The sequence below is a fragment of the Streptosporangium sp. 'caverna' genome (assembly GCF_003203775.1).
Lineage (GTDB): Bacteria > Actinomycetota > Actinomycetes > Streptosporangiales > Streptosporangiaceae > Streptosporangium > Streptosporangium subroseum.
Genome location: NZ_CP029711.1, coordinates 984,231 through 1,001,613 on the forward strand (window position 1 = coordinate 984,231; position 17,383 = coordinate 1,001,613).

Consider the following 17,383-nt stretch of genomic DNA (forward strand, 5'->3'; position numbering starts at 1 on the left):
GTAGTGTCGTCCACCATGACCTCTTCATCCCACGATGGGCGCTGGGACGCGCGCCTCTGGGCCGCGCTCATAGTGCTCTGCGCCGTTGTCTTCCTCGACGCTCTCGACGTTTCGATGGTGGGAGTCGCCCTGCCGTCCATCCAGGACGACCTCGGGTTGTCCACGTCCTCCCTCCAATGGGTGGTCAGCGGCTATGTGCTCGGATACGGTGGCCTGCTCCTCCTCGGCGGCCGGACCGCCGACCTGCTCGGGCGGCGCAGGGTCTTCCTGATCGCCCTCGCGGTCTTCGCCGTGGCCTCACTGCTCGGGGGCGTGGTCAACGACGGGACCCTGCTGATCGCGGCCCGGTTCGTCAAGGGCGTGAGCGCCGCCTTCACCGCGCCCGCCGCGCTGTCCATCATCACCACGACCTTCGCCGAGGGCCCGGCCCGCAACAGGGCTCTCAGCATCTTCACCGCCTCCGGTGCCAGCGGCTTCTCCCTGGGCCTGGTCATCTCCGGATTCCTGACCGAGCTCGGCTGGCGCTGGACGTTCCTCATGCCGGTCCCCGTCGCGATCATCGCTCTGGTCGCGGCCCTGAAGTTCCTGCCCAAGCACCGCGAGGAGAAGGCCGAAGGCGGCCACGACCTCATCGGCGCCGTGACCATCACCGCCTCGATGCTGCTGCTGGTCTACACCGTGGTCGAGGCTCCGCAGTCGGGCTGGGGCTCGGCGCGCACCATCGCCTCGCTGGCCGGCGCCGCGGTCCTGCTGGCCGCGTTCGTGGTGACCGAGCTGAGGGTCAAGCACCCGCTGGTACGGCTCGGCATCCTGCGCTCCGGCCCGATCGTCCGGGCCAACCTCGGCCTGGTGATCCTCTTCGGCTCCTATGTCGGCTTCCAGTTCGTGGCCATGCAGTACTTCCAGAACTTCCTGCACTGGTCCGCCCTGGAGACCGCGCTGGCCTTCCTGCCCGCCGGGCTGCTGGTGGCCGTGAGCTCCACCAGGATGGGCAAGCTGGCCGACCGGTTCGGAACCGCCCGGCTGATCGTGATCGGTGCGGCCGCACTGGCCGTCGGATACGCGTTCTTCCTCCGGCTGGACGGCAACCCCAGCCTGGCCACACTGATCATTCCCGGAATGGTCCTGCTGGGCATCGCCTTCGGACTGTCCTTCCCCTCACTGAACATCCAGGCGACCAACGGTGTCGCGGACGACGAGCAGGGCCTGGCCTCCGGGCTGCTCAACACCTCGGGACAGGTCGGCGGGGCACTCGTACTGGCCGTCGTGACGGCGGTCCTCACCTCCAACCCGGGCGCCGACCCGCTGGAGAGCTTCCACGCCGCGATCGCGGTCTCCGCGATCCTCGGCGTGGTCGGCCTGGCGATCGCCCTCACCGGCCTCCGCCGTTCCCGTACGGCCGTCGTGGCGGGGGAGGAGACCGGAGGGGAGAAGGTGCTGGAGACCGTCTGACGGGCCGGGACGGTTCGAAGACGGAAGACGCTCACCCGCCGCACGGGGACACGGGGACGCGGGGACGCGGGGACACAGCCTCCGTGGAGGCGGGTGAGAACGGGGAGACGGGACGCGGTCTCCCCCTGGGACGCGAAGTCCACCGCCGCCGGAATTCGGGGGCCGGCGGCGGTGGGATTCCGAGTCGGCGACGGCCTCGCCGTCCGCCGACATTCCGGCTCCCACTCCGATGCTTGACTCCTGTCTCGGCTGGCTGTCAAGATCTGGCCACAACAGATGCGGCGGCGAGGTGAACCTCTCCAGGCTACTGAGCATCTAACGGGGCAGGAGGCTCACCATGAACCGCACCCTTGTTCCCCGCACCCTCGTTGCGCTCGCGTTCGTTCCCCTCGCCCTGCTGATCGGCTGCAGTCCCACCTCGCAGCCCGTGACGTCGTCCTCCACCACCCCGGAGACCGCGGTCACGGCGACCTCGCCGATCCCCTCGCCTTCCGGCTCTCCCCCCGTCTCATCCTCCGCCGACCCGCCGATGACCCTGAAACCTCCGACGAGCACCGAGGAGATCAAGGTCCAGCACCCCGCCGCCGTGCCGCCGATCGTCACCGGGGCACGGTTCGCCGAGCACGGCGGATTCGACCGCGTGGTGATCGATCTGAAGGGTGACTTTCCCGAATACACCGTGAAATGGGTGTCCGAGCTCGTCCAGGACGGATCGGGTGACCCGATCGACGCCAAGGGCGGGGCATACCTTCACCTGTCGATGACCCCGGCCGTCGCGCACAGCGAGGCGGGCGAGCCGAGCTGGCCGGGTGGGCCGATCTTCCAGGCCGACCTCGGCAACGTCCAGCACGTGGTCAAGACGGGAGACTTCGAGGGCGTGGTGGGCGTGGGCATCGTCCTCGACCGCAAGGCGGCATTCCGGGTGCTGGAGCAGAAGGCCCCGAACCGTCTGGTCATCGACGTCGCACACTGAGACCCGGGTGGGCGTGGCACACCAAAACCGGTGACAGACTGGCCTGATGGTACGCAAAATTGACAGCGCGACGCGGATTCCGGTTCCGGGCGGCAAGGTGATCGACGAATACGTCGGCCGCGTCAACAGCGGCGACGACCGCGTCTCGATCGCGCACATGACGGCCCCGCCCGGATGGGACGAGCCGGCCCAGACGCCGGAGTTCGCCGAATACACGCTGGTGCTCAGAGGCACGGTCATCGTGGAGCACGATGAGGGCACGACCGAGGTCGGTGCCGGGCAGGCGTTCACGTGCGAGCCGGGGGAGAAGATCCGCTACAGCTGCGGCCCCGAGGGCGCCGAGTACGTCGCGGTCTGCCTGCCCGCTTTCTCCCCTGAGACCGTCAACCGCGCCGAATAGCCGCGAGGCGATCCCGGCGCCTGCTCGCCGGGATTTCGCGACCTGTCCCATCTCCCGACTTCCGCGACACGAATGTCCGAAGGCCGTGGCGTGGCCGCAACCCTCGCAAGATCGCTGATTAGGCCCCGACGGTAAGGTGATGAAATGAGTCAGCCACCCACTCTTGAGGAGATCCGCCGCGCTCCCAAGGTGTTGCTCCACGATCACCTTGACGGCGGTCTGCGGCCGGAGACCATCATCGACCTTGCCCGCGAAACGGGCTATGACGGGCTTCCCACGACCGATGTGGAGGGCCTGCGCGCCTGGTTCTCGGAGGCCTCGAACTCCGGCTCGCTGGAGCTGTACCTGGAGACCTTCGACCACACGGTCGGCGTCATGCAGACGCGCGAGTCGCTGGTCAGGGTCGCCGCCGAATGCGCCCAGGACCTGGCGGACGATGGCGTGGTCTACGCCGAGGTGCGTTACGCGCCCGAGCAGCACACCTCCACCGGCCTGAGCCTCGAAGAGGTCATCGAGGCGGTGCAGGAGGGCTTCAGGATCGGCTCCGAGGGACGCGGCATCCGGGTGGGCACGCTGCTCACCGCGATGCGCCACCAGGCCAGGTCCATGGAGATCGCCGAGCTCGCGGTCCGCTACCGCGACGTCGGCGTGGTCGGATTCGACATCGCCGGAGCCGAGGCGGGCTATCCTCCCACCCGCCACCTCGACGCCTTCGAGTATCTCCAGCGTGAGAACGCCCACTTCACCATCCACGCCGGTGAGGCGTTCGGCCTGCCGTCGATCTGGCAGGCGATCCAGTGGTGCGGCGCGGACCGCCTCGGCCACGGAGTCCGGATCATCGACGACATCACGGTGCAGGGCGACGGCACGGCCAAGCTCGGCCGCCTCGCCGCCTACGTCCGTGACAAGCGCATCCCGCTGGAGATGTGCCCGACCTCCAACCTGCAGACCGGTGCCGCGACCTCCATCGCCGAGCACCCGATCGGTCTGCTGCGCAGCCTGAACTTCCGGGTGACGGTCAACACCGACAACCGGCTCATGAGCGCGACCTCCCTCTCCGGGGAGTTCTCCAAGCTGACGGAGGCGTTCGGCTACGGCTGGGACGACATGCAGTGGTTCACGATCAACGCCATGAAGTCGGCGTTCCTGCCGTTCGACGAGCGCCTGGCGATCATCAACGGTGTCATCAAGCCTGGTTTCGCGCGGCTCAAGTGGCAGGCGTGAACGGGTTCGCACGAGTGGAGTAATTGGATGAATCAGGTGTTCCGGTCGAAGACCGCGCTGGTCGTCGGCTGGATCTGGATGGTGTTCGCCGCGTACAACGCGGTCGATCTGACCGTCCGCTACAGCGGGCCGGCCTCGATGGTCGCCGCCGTGGTGCTGGGAGTGCTGACCGTGCTGGTCTTCATCTCCTGCCTGCGCCCGGCGATCATCATGACCGAGGAGGGCGTGCTGGTCCGCAATCCACTCAGGAACGTCTTCGTGCCCTGGACGGGTGTGGACGAGATCACGGTCTCCCACGTGATCACGATCACCTCGGGGGATGACCGGGTCCGCTGCTGGACGCCGCAGACCACGGCCCGGGAGCGGGCGATGGCCGTGCGGAGGGGGAAGTCCGCGACCACCGGCGGTACCGGTGGCATCGGTGGCCGCTTCAGGACCGAGCCCGTGCGCTCGAAGGGTGAGCAGGCCGCCGCCGAGATGCTGGCCGGCAAGACCCACGCCGACTGGGTGGCCGAACAGCTCGAAGAGCGGGCCGAGGCCGCCAAGCGGTCGGTCGCCGCGACCGCCATGGGGTTGAGCTCCGCGGCCGCCAAGGAGCCGGTCACCGCGACCGCCGGTGAGCCGGCCTCGGAGACCGCCAAGGAGCCGGCGACCAGGACAGGGCTGATGAAGGTCACCTGGTCACCGAGCGCCATGGCCGCCCTGCTGGCCACGGCCATCCTGCTGGTCGCCGCCTTCATCGTCTGATCCCGGCATTCACAATCCGTCAGTGGCCGGCAGGCCGGGCCCCAGGCCGGGTCCGGGCCGCCAGACGGCGATCAGGCCCTCCGGAGTGACCGTCAGATGCAGGAGTTTCCTCGAAACGTCGTTTTCGAGCCCTGACTCCGATCGGGTTACAGGCCGAGGGCGGCAGGCAGGTCGGCCTTCAGGGCGTCGAGATCCCGTACGGCCTGCGTCCGGGCCTCCGAGACCTCGCCGGTCACCGGAATCACGACCTCCAGATAGCACTTGAGCTTGGGCTCGGTGCCCGAGGGGCGGATGACGACGCGGGTGCCGCCCGACAGGTGGTAGCGCAGGCCGTCGGTGGGCGGGAGGCCACCCGAGCCCTCGCTCAGGTCGTCGGCCGACTCGACCTTGTGACCGCCGAGTTGCGCGGGCGGGGTGGCTCGCAGGCGGGCCATCGCGCCGGTGATCAGGGACAGGTCCGCCACCCGGAACGAGAGCTGGGAGGTGGCGTGCAGGCCGTACCTGCGGGCCTGGTCGTCCAGGAGATCGAGCAGGGTACGGCCGTCCAGCGCGGCCTGCGCGGCGAGGCCGGCCACGGTCAGCGCCGCGCCGATGCCGTCCTTGTCGTGAACGGGCAGGCCCTCGTCCGAGCCGACGCTGTAGCCCAGCGCCTCCTCGTATCCGAAGACCAGGTTGCGTACGTCTCCGGCCCGGCCGGGCCCGCCTCCGGCTTTCATGATCCACTTGAAGCCGGTGAGGGTCTCGGCGTAGTGCACGCCGTACGATGCGGCGATCTTGCCGAGCAGGGACGACGAGACGATCGTGGTGGCCACGAGACGGTCCTCGCCGGAGGTCTGGCGGATCACGTGCTCGCCGAGGAGGGCGCCCACCTCGTCGCCGGTCAGCATCCGGTAGTCCCCGCCGGGCAGGGGCACGCCCACCGCGCAGCGGTCCGCGTCGGGGTCGTTGGCCAGTATCAGGTCGGCTCCGACGCGCCGGGCGAGCTCCAGCGCGAAGTCCATCGCGCCCGGCTCCTCCGGGTTGGGGAAGGCGACGGTGGGGAAGTCCGGATCGGGATCCGCCTGGACCTCGACGATCGCGGGGGCTTTGAACCCGGCGGACAGGAAGGCGCCGGTCAGCGTGGCAGCGCCCACGCCGTGCAGCGGGGTGTAGGCCACCCGCAGGTCACGGGCCTCGCCGATCGGGAGCGCGGTCACCGCCTTCAGGTAGTCGGCCACGACGTCCTCGCCCAGCGCGATCCAGGCGGGATCCGCGGGAGAGCCGAGGGGCAGTTCGGAGACCGGCCCCGTGGCGTCGATGGCGGCGGAGATCTCCGCGTCGATCGGCGGCACGATCTGGGAGCCGTCGCCCCAGTAGACCTTGTAGCCGTTGTCGCGGGGCGGGTTGTGGCTGGCGGTGACGGTCACGCCCGCGTCGGCGCCGAGGTGGCGGACGGCGAAGGCCAGCACCGGGGTGGGCAGCGGGAGGGGGAGGACCGAGGCGCGCAGCCCGGCACCGGTGAGCACCGCGGCGGTGTCATGGGCGAAGACGTCGGACTTGTGCCGGGCGTCGTAACCGATCACGACGTGCCTGCCGGGACCGAGGACCCGGGCCAGACCGGCGGCGGCGCGCATGACGGTGACCCGGTTCATCCGGTTGGGACCGGCGCCCAGCTCACCGCGGAGACCGGCGGTGCCGAACTCCAGCCTGGCCCCGAACCGCTCGCGCAGCGCCTCGTCGTCGCCGCTCTCCAGCAGCGCCGTGAGCTCCGCCCGGGTCTCGGGGTCGGGGTCCTGGGCCAGCCAGGAATGCGCGAGCCGTACAAGATCGCTGCTCATCGTCACCTCATGCTCGGGCGGAGAACCGCCGTGTGCTCGGGCGGGGGTCCGCGCCGCCGCTCGCCGCCCGCCGGTTTTCCTACGGACCTACAGTTTGCCGACGACCTTGGACAGCAGGACGCCCATGCGCGCGGCGGTGGCGCGGCCGACCTCCAGCACCTCCGCGTGGTTGAGCGGCTCGCCCACGAGGCCGGCGCCCGGGTTGGTGACCAGGGAGATGCCGAGCACCTCGGCGCCGCCCTCGCGGGCCGCGATGGCCTCCAGCACGGTGGACATGCCCACCATGTCGCCGCCGAGGATCCTGCACATGCGGACCTCGGCCGGGGTCTCGTACGTCGGGCCGCGGAAGGCCACGTAGACGCCCTCGGCCAGCGACGGGTCCACCTCGCGGGCCAGGTCGCGCAGGCGCGGGGTGTAGACGTCGGTGAGGTCGACGAAGGTGGGGCCGGTGATCGGGCTGGCGCCGCTCAGGTTGATGTGGTCGCTGATCAGCACCGCCTCGCCGACCTTCTGGGTCTCGGGGCGGAGTCCTCCGGCGGCGTTGGTCAGCACGATCGTGCCGGCCCCGGCCTTGATCGCGGTCCGCACGCCGTGCACGACCGGGTCCACGCCGCGGCCCTCGTAGAGGTGGGTGCGGCCAAGGAAGATCAGCGCGATGGTGCCCGACTCGGTGCGTACCGCGCGGATCCTGCCCGCGTGGCCGGCCACGGCGGGGGGCAGGAAGCCGGGCAGGTCGGTCACCGGGATCTCGGCGATCGTCTCACCGATCGCGTCGGCGGCCGGGACCCAGCCCGAACCCATCACCAGAGCGACATCGAAGGAGTCGACTCCGACGGCGCTTTTCAGCGCGGTCGCGGCCTCCGTGGCGAGTGCATAAGGGTCATCTGTCACTCAACGAGCGTACTCGTCGTTTTTCCTGGATCAGGCCGAAGATCGGGCGGGGATCGGACCGGTCACGGGAACGGCCGGACCGCCTCGCCCGGCGACGGAGTGAAGCGGGAGAAGGCGCCTGGCTCGGCTTCCGGGAAGCGGCCGGATCGCCTCGCCCGGCGACGACGTGAAGCGGGAGAGTGCCCGGCTCAGCTTCCGAGGGACGTGCAGGGGCGGCTGCGCAGTTCCTTGACATAATCGTCGGGCGCGCCGGCGTTCTCGGCCGCCTCGGCGAGGATGCCGAGATAGCGCGCCGAGGGCAGGCCGCCCTCGTAGCCGTCGAGCACGTAGAACCAGGCCACGACCTCGCCCTCCATGACCTGCACCCGGAGCTTGACCTTGTGGTAGAGGCCGCGCGCCGCGCCCTCCCACTGGTCGAGGGAGTTCTCGTCCCACTCGGGCACGTCGTAGAGGACGACAAAAACGTGGTCGTCGGGGTCCTCGACGATGGAGGCGAGCGCGCCCTCCCAGCCGAGGTCGTTTCCGCCGAAGGTCAGGCGCCAGCCCTGAAGCCAGCCGGACCCCCTGATCGGCGAGTGCGGGGCCCTCTGGGCCATCTGCTTCGGGTCCATGTTGCTGCCGTAGGCGGCGTAGACAGGCACGGTATCCAACACTAATCCAAGATCGGTCAGATGCTTGCTTCGCCTCGTCGTACCGTCGATTTCCTCCGGGTTTGGGGGAGATTTCGCGGTTTCTGAGGGGTGCCGAGCGTTGGCCGGTCCGGCTATGCGGGAGAATGGGGTACGTGACAAGGATCGTGATCATCGGTGGTGGGCCCGGCGGGTACGAGGCGGCCCTGGTGGCCGCGCAACTCGGGGCGCAGGTCACCGTCGTCGAACAGGACGGCCCCGGTGGGGCCTGCGTGCTCACCGACTGCGTGCCGTCCAAGACGATGATCGCGACCTCCGTGCGGAAGCAGGCGCTCCTCGACGCCAGCATGCTCGGTGTCCACTACACCGGCGGTCCCGACGGCGACGTCGGCGGCGTCATCGCCGACATGCCACTGGTCAACAGGCGCGTGAAGGATCTCGCCCAGGCGCAGTCCGCCGACATCGCCGCCCGGCTGTCCGCCGAGGGCGTCGAGGTCATCAAGGCTCCCGGCCGGCTCTTCGACCCGCAGACGGTCATGGCCGGAGACCGGACGCTCCAGGCCGACGTGGTCATCGTGGCGACCGGCGCGACCCCGCGCGTCCTGCCCGGAGCCGAGCCCGACGGCGAGCGCATTCTCAACTGGCGGCAGCTGTACGACCTGGAGGAGCTTCCCGAGCACCTCATCGTGGTCGGCTCCGGCGTCACCGGCGCGGAGTTCGCGGGCGCCTACCGGTCACTGGGCTCCGAGGTCACGCTCGTGTCCTCACGGGACCGGATGATGCCCAACGAGGACGCCGACGCCGCCGAGGTCCTCGAAGAGGTATACCGGCGCCGAGGCATGAACGTCATGGGCCGCTCCCGAGCCGAGTCCGTCAAGCGCACCGCGGGCGGCGTGGTCGTCACGCTGGAGGACGGCCGGACCGCCGAGGGCAGCCACTGCCTGATGACGGTCGGCATGGTCCCCAACACCGGTGGGATCGGCCTGGAGGAGACCGGGGTCACCCTCGACCGGGGCGGTTTCATCCAGGTCGACAAGGTCTCCCGCACCTCCGCGTCCGGCGTCTACGCGGCCGGTGACTGCACCGGCGTGCTGATGCTGGCCTCGGTGGCCGCCATGCAGGGCCGGATCGCGGTCTGGCACGCCCTCGGCGAGGCCGTGCAGCCGCTCCGTCTGGCCACCGTCTCCTCCACCATCTTCACCGACCCCGAGATCGCCGCCGTGGGCATCACCCAGAAGGCGATCGAGGCCGGCGAGATCGAGGCCAACGTGGTCAAGCTGCCGCTGGCCACCAACGCCCGCGCCAAGATGCAGGGTTTCAACGACGGCTTCGTGAAGCTGTTCTGCCGCCCGCACACCGGCATCATCCTCGGGGGCGTCGTGGTCGCCCCCCGCGCGTCCGAGCTGATCCTGGCGGTCTCGGTGGCCGTCCAGCAGAGGCTGACCGTGGACCAGCTCGCCCACACCTTCGCGGTCTACCCGTCGCTGTCCGGCTCCATCACCGAGGCGGCCCGCCGCCTGATGCAGCCGATGACCCCCAGCGGGATCTGACCGCTCATCCCGTCCGTCCGCTCACTTCCCGGCCGGCTCCGAGCGCGACCCGTCAGCGGCACCGGCGGGCGTTGAGCCGGGCGGCCTGGCGCGTCAGGTGGTCGCGCTCGGCGAGGTTGGGCGCCTTGTGGGCCGCCTCGGCGTACAGCCGTGCCGCCGTCGCCAGGTCGCCGTCGCGCTCGTGGAGGTACGCCGCCGCCGCGGTATGGCGGGGCAGCGAGTCGTCCAGCGCCGCGAGCGCCGCCAGGCCGGCGCGCGGTCCGTCGGCCTCGCCGACGGCCACCGCGCGGTTGAGCCGGACGACCGGGCTGTCGGTCAGGCGCGAGAGCTCGTCGTACCACTCGACGATCTGCACCCAGTCGGTCTCCTCGGCGGTGGGCGCGTCGGCGTGGAGTGCCGCGATGGCGGCCTGGGCCTGGAACTCGCCCAGCCGGTCGCGGGCGAGGGCCGCCTGCAGGATCTCGATGCCCTCGGCGATCGACTCGGTGTCCCACCGGCCGCGGTCCTGTTCGGCGAGCGTCACCAGGCTGCCGTCGGGCGCGGTCCGGGCGGCGCGCCGGGCGTGGTGGAGCAGCATGAGGGCGAGCAGCCCCGCCACCTCGGGGTGGTCGATCGCGGCCGCGAGCTGCCGGGTGAGCCGGATTGCCTCGGCGGCGAGGTCGACGTCGCCGGAGTAGCCCTCGTTGAAGACCAAGTAGAGGACGCGCAGCACGGTGGCGACGTCGCCGGGCTGGTCGAACCGCACGCCGGAGACGGTGCGCTTGGCCCTGCTGATGCGCTGCGCCATGGTCGCCTCGGGCACCAGGTAGGCCTGGGCGATCTGGCGGGTGGTCAGCCCGCCGACGGCGCGCAGCGTGAGCGCGACCGAGGACGACGGCGTCAGCGACGGGTGGGCGCACAGGAAGTAGAGCTGGAGCGTGTCGTCCACCGCGGGCGCGGGCCCGGGCGCCGGCTCCTCGTCGACGAGGTCCTCGCGCCGGCGGCGGGCGGTGTCCGCCCGGGTCGCGTCGAGGAACCGGTGCCAGGCCACGGTGACCAGCCAGCCCTTCGGGTCCCGAGGAGGGTCGGCCGGCCAGACGTGGACCGCCTTGACCAGCGCGTCCTGCACGGCGTCCTCGGCCGCCGCGAAGTCGGCTCCGCGGCGGACGAGGATCCCGAGCACGCTCGGCGTGAGGCTCCGGAGCAGGATCTCGTTCACTTCAGAGTGCACTCCGTGACGGTGGGCGAATGGGTCAGGAACGGGCGCAGCTCAAGCCACTCGTGGATCGGCTCCCCGCCGGCCCCGGGGGCGGCCGACAGCTCCCCGGCCAGCTCGATGGCACGCTCGTGGCTGTCGACGTCGATGACCATCCAGCCGGCGATGAGGTCCTTGGTCTCGGCGAACGGGCCGTCGGTGACCGGCGGGCGACCCTCGCCGTCGTACCGGACGAACATTCCCCCGGGGGCGAGCGCCTTACTGTCGACGAACTCGCCGGTCTCCTCGAGCCGGGCCGCGAAGTCGTTCATGTACTGCACGTGGGCCGAGATCTCCTCCGGCGTCCACCGCTCCATGGGTACGTCGTTGACCGCAGCCGGGGCGCCGCGATAGTGCTTGAGCAGCAGATACTTGGCCATCGTGTTTCTCCTCGGTGCTGGTGCGAGACCTGTTCCGGCCGCGTTCACCGCGGGGACGGAGCCGGTGACGGACTCTCGACATCACCGTCCGAATCTTTTCAGATTTCGCAGACGAACCGGGGTGAGCCGTCTCGCGGTGCCCGGGTGGTGCGGAGAACGGGGCTAGAGGGATCTGGTCTTGAGGCGGTCCAGGGCCGCCCTGCCGTCCTGGACGGCCTGAGCCACGAAATGCAGCTCCTCCCTGCGCTGGGCCACGGCCAGCGCGATCTTGGCAGCCTCGTAGGCGTCGATCGCGCGGCGCCAGTCCTGGTCGGCGGTCATGCCGCCACGCCCGCTGATCTGGAACTCGTAGTCGAGGCGGTCGATCTCCTCGCCCAGCCGGGTGATGTCCTCCTCGGCGTTGTGCCGTATGAGGGCGAACTGGGCGTTGCGCCTGTTACGCCGCTGGGTGCTGATCCCCCAGATCACCATGGTGAGCGCCAGGCCCATCGCGCTGAGCACGACCATGATGAGCCCGACCGACGGGCCACGGGGCGGGGGGCGCCTGTCCACCTGCGGCTCGGAGCCGTCATCCGGGAGGAAGCCGGTGTCGGTGGGCAGCCCGGCGACGCCCTTGGGGTTGCCCTCGGAACCGGTCAGGTCCGCGCCGTCGGCCTGGACGAAGGACGCCCCTTCGACCAGCGCGCCGGCGAAGTCGGTGCCGTCCAGCTCGGCCTGGGTGAACGTGGCCTCGCTCACGTCGGCGTCCTTGAACGTCGCGTTGCGCAGGTTCGACTGGCCCATCCTGGCGTCGTGGAGCTTGGCCCGGGTGAAGTCGGCCTTGCGCGCCTTGAGCTGGCCGGGAGTGCTCTCGTTGAGGTCGGCGTCGACCAGCTTGGCGTTGGTGAAGTCGGCCTGGGTCAGCTCGGCCCGGGTCAGCTTCGCCCCGCTCAGATCCGCGTACGGGAACTCCGCCTGCCCCGCCTCGGCGTCGATCATGATCGCGCCGCGCAGGTCGGCGTAGTCGGCGTGCAGCTGGCCGAGGTCGGCCTCGGTGAAGTCGGCGTCCCGCAGGTCGGCGTACTTCAGTGTGGTCTGGGTGAGGTTGGCCTGCTTGAGCGAGGCGCCGCGCAGGATCGCCCCGGTCAGGTCCTTCAGCGTGAGATCCACGCCGTTCAGCCTGGCCTCGGTCAGGTCGGCGCAGCGCAGGTCGGCGGGGAGCTGGGCGCCATGGGTGAAGTCCCTGCCTCGCAGGTCCGCGCCCTCGCCGGGCTTGCACGGCCCGGTCGCGGCCTGGGTGGGAGAGAACACGGTCCCCGACAACGCGAAGATCGCGGCGATGAGTGTCAGGGGGATGGAACGACGCACGGGTGCCTCCTTCAAAGCAGCCCCGATCGTGTCAGTGGATCATTGCATCCTGCTGGACACCCGCTTGCACTTTCCGTCATTCATCTTCAGTACGGCGTAGCCGCCGGGGGGCAGGCGCAGATCGCTCGCCACCTTCCTCTCATCCTCTCCGTGATTGATGGCGAACAGCCACTCGCCACGCCGTACGAGTTCCACGGGGGCCGGTTGCAGGCCCAGCAGGCGGGCGTAGGCGTCGTCGGAGAGCCGGGTGGAGAGGTAGAGGGCCGTGCCCGCGCCGTACCGGTTGCGGGTGATGGCGGGCAGGCCGGAGAGGGCGGCCGCCGAGGCGTGCGGGCCGGTGTAGAGGGCCAGCGCCTCCGCGCCCCGCAGGTGGACATGCTCGCTCCAGAACGTCGCGGTGTCCTCGGCGGGCTTGTCCCCGGACGGCTCGGAGTCCTCATCGAGGGAGATCGGGAGCTCGTTTCCGGATGGATCGAGAACCTTCCCGTGGACGCTCGGGAGTGTCCGGGCATGCTCTGGGTGGGCATGCCTGCCCCCGGGCGGTTCGGGGTCCTTCCCATGGGCGCTCGGGAGCGTCCGGGCGTGCTCTGGGCGGGCGCGTTCGTCCCCGGGCGGTCCGGTGGTCTCCGGGTGGGCGCGCAGGGGACCGCCGCCGGGGACGGACAGGGTCATCGCGACGTCCGGGGGCAGGGGATGGAACTCCTCGACCCCGATGCCGAGCAGGTCGCGCAGGGCCCCGGGGTAGCCGCCCAGCCGGACCCGGGCGTGTTCGTCGGCGACGCCGCTGAGAAAGGAGACCAGGAGCGTGCCGCCGCCTTCGACGTAGCGGCGGAGGTTCGCGGCGTCGGCGTCGGAGACCAGGTAGAGGCTGGGCACGAGCACGAGCCCGTACGCCGACAGGTCCGCCGAAGGATGGGCGAAGTCGGCGGTGACGCCGTGCCGGTAGAGCACCCGGTGCGCCTGCCGTACGGCCGCGAGGTAGCTCAGCTCCGCCGACGGCAGGCCCGGTGACTGCAGTGCCCAGCCCGCCTCGGCGTCCCACAGGATCGCGGCCCCGGCCTCGACCGGCGCGCGGACGGCCTCGTCGAGGGAGGGCAGGAGCTCACCGAGCTCGCAGATCTCGCGGAAGATCCGCGAGTCCGGACCGGCGTGCGGGACCATGCCGGAGTGCCAGAGCTCGGCTCCGCCCCGCGAGGCCCGCCACTGGAAGAACATCGCCCCGCGCGAGCCCCGCGCGATGTGCGACAGGCTCAGCCGGGTGATCTCCCCGGGACGTTTGGCGACCATCCGCGGCCCGGTGTAGGTCACCACCGCCTGCTCCGTCAGCAGCCACGGCCTCCCTCCGGCCCAGAGGCGAGCGAGGTCGGCGGCGAACGCGGTCTCCTGCGGGGGGTCCGCGGCCGGATAGTGGTCGATCGCGACCAGGTCCACCTCCTCGGCCCAGTGCCGCTGGTTCACCGGCACCCAGTCGCCGAAGACGAAGTTCGTGGTGACAGGGACGTCGGGGGTGAGCTCGCGCAGCACCGCCTTCTGCGCGCGGAAGTGGTCGAGCATCGCGTCGGAGACGAACCGCCGGAAGTCGAGAGCCTGGGAGGGGTTGGGCAGGTACTGGGTGGCGCGGGGCGGCATGACCTGCTCCCACGCCGAGTAGTGCTGGCTCCAGAACGAGGTGGTCCAGGCGTCGTTCAGCGCGTCGAGCGTGCCGTGCCTGCCGGCGAGCCAGGTCCTGAAGGCGGCGGCGACGTGGTCGCAGTGGCACGCGGTCCCGTACTCGTTGTGGACGTGCCACATCGCCAGGGCGGGGTGATCCCGGTAGCGCTCGGCGAGCGTGCGGGCGATCCGGACGGAGGCGTCACGGTACGGCGGGGCGCTCACGCAGTAGGTGTCGCGGCTGCCGTGGGTGAGCCGGACACCGTCCGCCGTGACGGTGAGCGCGTCCGAGTGGGCCAGGCCGAACCAGGGGGGCGGGGAGGCGGTGGGGGTGGCCAGGTCGACCCCGATCCCGCCCGCGTGGAGCAGGTCGAGGACGCGGTCCAGCCAGCCGAGATCGTGGACGCCGGGCGAGGGTTCCAGCCGGGCCCAGGAGAACACCCCGACGGTGACCAGGTTGACCCCGGCCCGCCGCATCAGCTCGACGTCCTCCTTCCAGACCTCCTCGGGCCACTGCTCGGGGTTGTAGTCCCCTCCGTAGCACAGCCCGTCGAACCCCTTCGGCCAGTCCACTCCGGGCTCCTCTATTTGGATGGAAACTAAACTAATTATCCATGGATCATCGGTCCGCCTCAAGTGCCGCGACCGCGCGAGGCCACGCCGCGACCCGGGTTCCGGCGGACTCCGCGCGACAAGCGCCGTGACCGCGCGAGGCCACGGTGCTACTCGGGTCCCGGGCGGGTTCCGTACGACTCATTGTTGACCGGTCATTCTTGATTGGGCTATCTTCGGGACGTGGCCAGAACCAAGGAGTTCGATCCGGATGCGGCACTTCGAGCGGCGCTGGAGCTGTTCTGGGAGCGGGGGTACGAGGCGACCTCGATGGCCGATCTCGTCGAGTACATGGGCGTCGCCCGGGCCAGCATCTACGCCACCTTCGGGGGCAAGCACGAGCTGTACCTGAAGGCGCTCGACCGGTACGCCGAGCTGGTCGACCCCCATCTGCTCGCCGGGCTGTCCCAGCCGGGGCCGGTGCTGCCCGCCGTGCGGGCGCTGGTCGAGCGGTTCGCCCGCGAGGCGGCCGGCGACGGCGGGCGCCGCGGCTGTTTTGTGGTCAACACGGCGGTTGAGCTGGCTCCGCACGACCCGCTCATGGCCCGCCGCGTGCAGGCGAGCTGGGATCACCTGGAGACCGCGCTGACCTCGGCTCTGATCCGGGCGCAGGCCCAGGGGGAGCTGGGCGAGGAGCGGGATCCCCGGGCGCTGGGCCGCTTCCTGCTCGTGCTGATGCAGGGGCTGCGGGTCGTGGGCAAGGCGGAGGCCGGACCTCAGCGCCTGCGTGACGCAGCCGCGCAGGCGCTGGCGCTGCTGGACTGACCGGACGCCGCCGGACCGGCCGGCGCGTCCGGCGGGGCCTGCCGGCGCTGCCGGTGTGACCGCTGCGGGCGACGGCGCGGTTGGACCGACGGCGCTCGCGGTAACGGGCGGTCTTCGACGTGGCGAGGTGCCTGCTGCTGCCCAAAAACAAGAACGATCGATCTCGAATTTTCGGACGCTTCGGAAAGGAATCATGGCGATCACGGAACCCGGCTCGCCGCCGGTCGGGCACGGCGCGACGGCGCAGCCGGCGGAGCCTGCGGAGCGGACCGGTTCGGTTCGGGCTTTCGCACTGCTCGGCACCGTTCAGACCACCCTGATCTTCACCATCACCTTGATCGCCGTACCGCTCCCCGAGATCGGCCGGGAGTTCCGGCTCGGCCCCTCCGGCCTCTTCATGGTCAGCACCGCGTACGGGCTCTCCTTCAGCGGGTTGCTGCTGTTCGGCGGCCGGCTCGCCGACCGGCACGGCGGTCGCGTGCTGTTCGCCACGGGGCTCGTCGTCTTCGCGGTGGCCTCGGCCGTCGCGGCGCTCGCCCCGGGCTTCGCGGTCCTGGTCGCGGCCCGTTTCGCCCAGGGCGTCGGGGCGGCACTCACCGCGCCGGCCGCCGTCGCCGTGCTTCGCGCGGTCCTCCCCGACCCAGGCAGGTACGCCCGGGCCATGGCGACCTGGGGTGGGTTGTCCGTTCTGGGCGCGACGGCCGGGACCCTGCTGTCCGGCATGGTCACCACCTGGGTGCCGTGGCGGTGGATGTTCGGCGTCGCGCTGCTGGTGAGCCTGGTCGCGCTGCCGCTGACGCCGCGATGGCTGCCCGCCGCCGCGCCGAGTGGACCGGTCGCACTCGATCTTCCGGGAGCCGCACTCGCCACGGCGGGGGTCACGCTGCTCAGCTACGGCCTGCTGTCGACAAGCGGGCACGCGTGGGCCTCGGCGGCGGTCCTGGTCCCGCTCGTCGCCGGCCTGACGTCGCTGACGGCCTTCGCCGCGGTCGAGCTGCGCGGCCGGGAGCCGCTCCTGCCTCCGGCGTTCCTCGCCGACCGGCGCCGTGCCGTCGCGTTGCCGGCGATCGCCCTCTCCGCCGCGGGAACCGCGATGGTCTTCCTTCTTCTCGCGCTGTACCTCCAGCAGATCCGCGGCTGGTCGCCGCTGCGGACCTCGCTGGCCTTCGTGCCCTACGCGCTCTCGCTCCTCATCGCCGGTCGGCTCGCCGGCCGGCTCATCGTCCGGTTCGGCGCCCGCGCGGTCGTCGGTGCGGGACTCACGGTCGCCGCCGGCGGGCTGTTCCTGCTCTCGGGGCTCGACCCGCGTACGGAGTACGTCACCGGTCTGCTGCCCGGCCTCGTGCTCCTGCCGGCCGGAGTCGCGCCGGTCTTCGCCGGGGCCGCGGTTCTCGCCGTCGCCGGGGTCCCACAGCGGCAGGCCGGCCTCGCGGGAGGCGTCATGAACACCGCCATGGAGTTGGGGCCCACGGTCGGGCTGGCTCTGCTGATGACCGTCGCGGCGGCCCGAACCTCGCACATCACCGTGGGGGGCGCGAGCCCGCAGGCCGCCACGACCGGTGGTTACTCCTGGGCGCTGGGCGCCGCCGGGTTCGCCTTCGCACTCCTGGCGGCGTCGACGGCCATCGGCGTACGGCCCCGGAGCGAGGAGTGACGCGACCTCGCCGGGCAGGGCCGTACGGCTCGCCCGCCGGACCTCGCCCGGAGGCGCG

15 protein-coding genes are annotated in these 17,383 nt (G+C 71.0%); 8 read left to right on the plus strand and 7 right to left on the minus strand.

What is annotated here, in order from left to right; all coding sequences use genetic code 11:
• Nucleotides 1-15 precede the first annotated feature (15 nt).
• From DKM19_RS04595 to DKM19_RS04615, 5 genes are all read left to right on the plus strand, one after another.
• The gene (locus tag DKM19_RS04595; protein WP_239514079.1) at nt 16-1,452 is read left to right on the plus strand and encodes an MFS transporter; all 1,437 of its coding nucleotides are present in this window, start codon (nt 16-18) and stop codon (nt 1,450-1,452) included.
• Nucleotides 1,453-1,789: 337 nt separating this feature from the next.
• A complete protein-coding gene (locus tag DKM19_RS04600) occupies nt 1,790-2,425 on the plus strand; it encodes a hypothetical protein (protein ID WP_110694624.1) in 636 nt (211 codons plus the stop codon).
• A gap of 46 nt (nt 2,426-2,471) precedes the next feature.
• Nucleotides 2,472-2,825: a cupin domain-containing protein gene (locus DKM19_RS04605; RefSeq protein ID WP_110694625.1), complete on the plus strand. Its 354-nt coding sequence runs from the start codon at nt 2,472-2,474 to the stop codon at nt 2,823-2,825.
• 144 nt (nt 2,826-2,969) lie between these two features.
• Nucleotides 2,970-4,049 (plus strand): adenosine deaminase, encoded by a 1,080-nt coding sequence (locus DKM19_RS04610; RefSeq protein WP_110694626.1) that lies wholly within the window; start codon nt 2,970-2,972, stop codon nt 4,047-4,049.
• Nucleotides 4,050-4,076: 27 nt separating this feature from the next.
• Nucleotides 4,077-4,796: a PH domain-containing protein gene (locus tag DKM19_RS04615; RefSeq protein WP_110694627.1), complete on the plus strand. Its 720-nt coding sequence runs from the start codon at nt 4,077-4,079 to the stop codon at nt 4,794-4,796.
• A 146-nt stretch (nt 4,797-4,942) separates the two neighbouring features.
• Here DKM19_RS04615 and DKM19_RS04620 read toward each other — a convergent pair whose 3' ends face one another.
• The 3 genes from DKM19_RS04620 to DKM19_RS04630 all read right to left on the minus strand — a co-directional run bounded on the left by DKM19_RS04620 (nt 4,943) and on the right by DKM19_RS04630 (nt 8,145).
• Complete coding sequence (locus tag DKM19_RS04620) at nt 4,943-6,613, minus strand: phospho-sugar mutase (protein WP_110694628.1); 1,671 nt, start codon at nt 6,611-6,613, stop codon at nt 4,943-4,945.
• An 87-nt stretch (nt 6,614-6,700) separates the two neighbouring features.
• On the minus strand, nt 6,701-7,504 hold the full coding sequence (locus tag DKM19_RS04625; RefSeq protein WP_110694629.1) for a purine-nucleoside phosphorylase: 804 nt from the start codon (nt 7,502-7,504) through the stop codon (nt 6,701-6,703).
• Nucleotides 7,505-7,692: 188 nt separating this feature from the next.
• Complete coding sequence (locus tag DKM19_RS04630) at nt 7,693-8,145, minus strand: gamma-glutamylcyclotransferase (protein WP_089211544.1); 453 nt, start codon at nt 8,143-8,145, stop codon at nt 7,693-7,695.
• A gap of 143 nt (nt 8,146-8,288) precedes the next feature.
• Here DKM19_RS04630 and DKM19_RS04635 point away from each other — a divergent pair, with 143 nt between their 5' ends.
• Entirely contained in the window at nt 8,289-9,683 is a 1,395-nt protein-coding gene (locus DKM19_RS04635) for an NAD(P)H-quinone dehydrogenase (RefSeq protein WP_110705478.1), read from the plus strand.
• 52 nt (nt 9,684-9,735) lie between these two features.
• Here the strand turns inward: DKM19_RS04635 and DKM19_RS04640 are convergent, their stop codons facing one another.
• The 4 genes from DKM19_RS04640 to DKM19_RS04655 all read right to left on the minus strand — a co-directional run bounded on the left by DKM19_RS04640 (nt 9,736) and on the right by DKM19_RS04655 (nt 14,867).
• Nucleotides 9,736-10,881 (minus strand): RNA polymerase sigma factor, encoded by a 1,146-nt coding sequence (locus DKM19_RS04640; protein ID WP_110694630.1) that lies wholly within the window; start codon nt 10,879-10,881, stop codon nt 9,736-9,738.
• Nucleotides 10,878-11,297, minus strand: a complete 420-nt coding sequence (locus DKM19_RS04645; protein WP_110694631.1) for a YciI family protein — start codon at nt 11,295-11,297, stop codon at nt 10,878-10,880. The genes DKM19_RS04640 and DKM19_RS04645 overlap by 4 nt, the downstream gene beginning before the upstream one ends.
• A 162-nt stretch (nt 11,298-11,459) precedes the next feature.
• Nucleotides 11,460-12,644 carry a pentapeptide repeat-containing protein gene (locus DKM19_RS04650; RefSeq protein WP_162641298.1) on the minus strand — a complete coding sequence of 395 codons (1,185 nt, stop codon included), beginning with the start codon at nt 12,642-12,644 and terminating at the stop codon, nt 11,460-11,462.
• A 39-nt stretch (nt 12,645-12,683) separates the two neighbouring features.
• Nucleotides 12,684-14,867 carry a beta-galactosidase gene (locus DKM19_RS04655; RefSeq protein ID WP_110694633.1) on the minus strand — a complete coding sequence of 728 codons (2,184 nt, stop codon included), beginning with the start codon at nt 14,865-14,867 and terminating at the stop codon, nt 12,684-12,686.
• A gap of 222 nt (nt 14,868-15,089) precedes the next feature.
• Here DKM19_RS04655 and DKM19_RS04660 point away from each other — a divergent pair, with 222 nt between their 5' ends.
• Nucleotides 15,090-15,671 (plus strand): TetR/AcrR family transcriptional regulator, encoded by a 582-nt coding sequence (locus tag DKM19_RS04660; protein ID WP_110694634.1) that lies wholly within the window; start codon nt 15,090-15,092, stop codon nt 15,669-15,671.
• Nucleotides 15,672-15,864: 193 nt separating this feature from the next.
• On the plus strand, nt 15,865-17,325 hold the full coding sequence (locus DKM19_RS04665; RefSeq protein WP_110694635.1) for an MFS transporter: 1,461 nt from the start codon (nt 15,865-15,867) through the stop codon (nt 17,323-17,325).
• Nucleotides 17,326-17,383 lie beyond the last annotated feature (58 nt).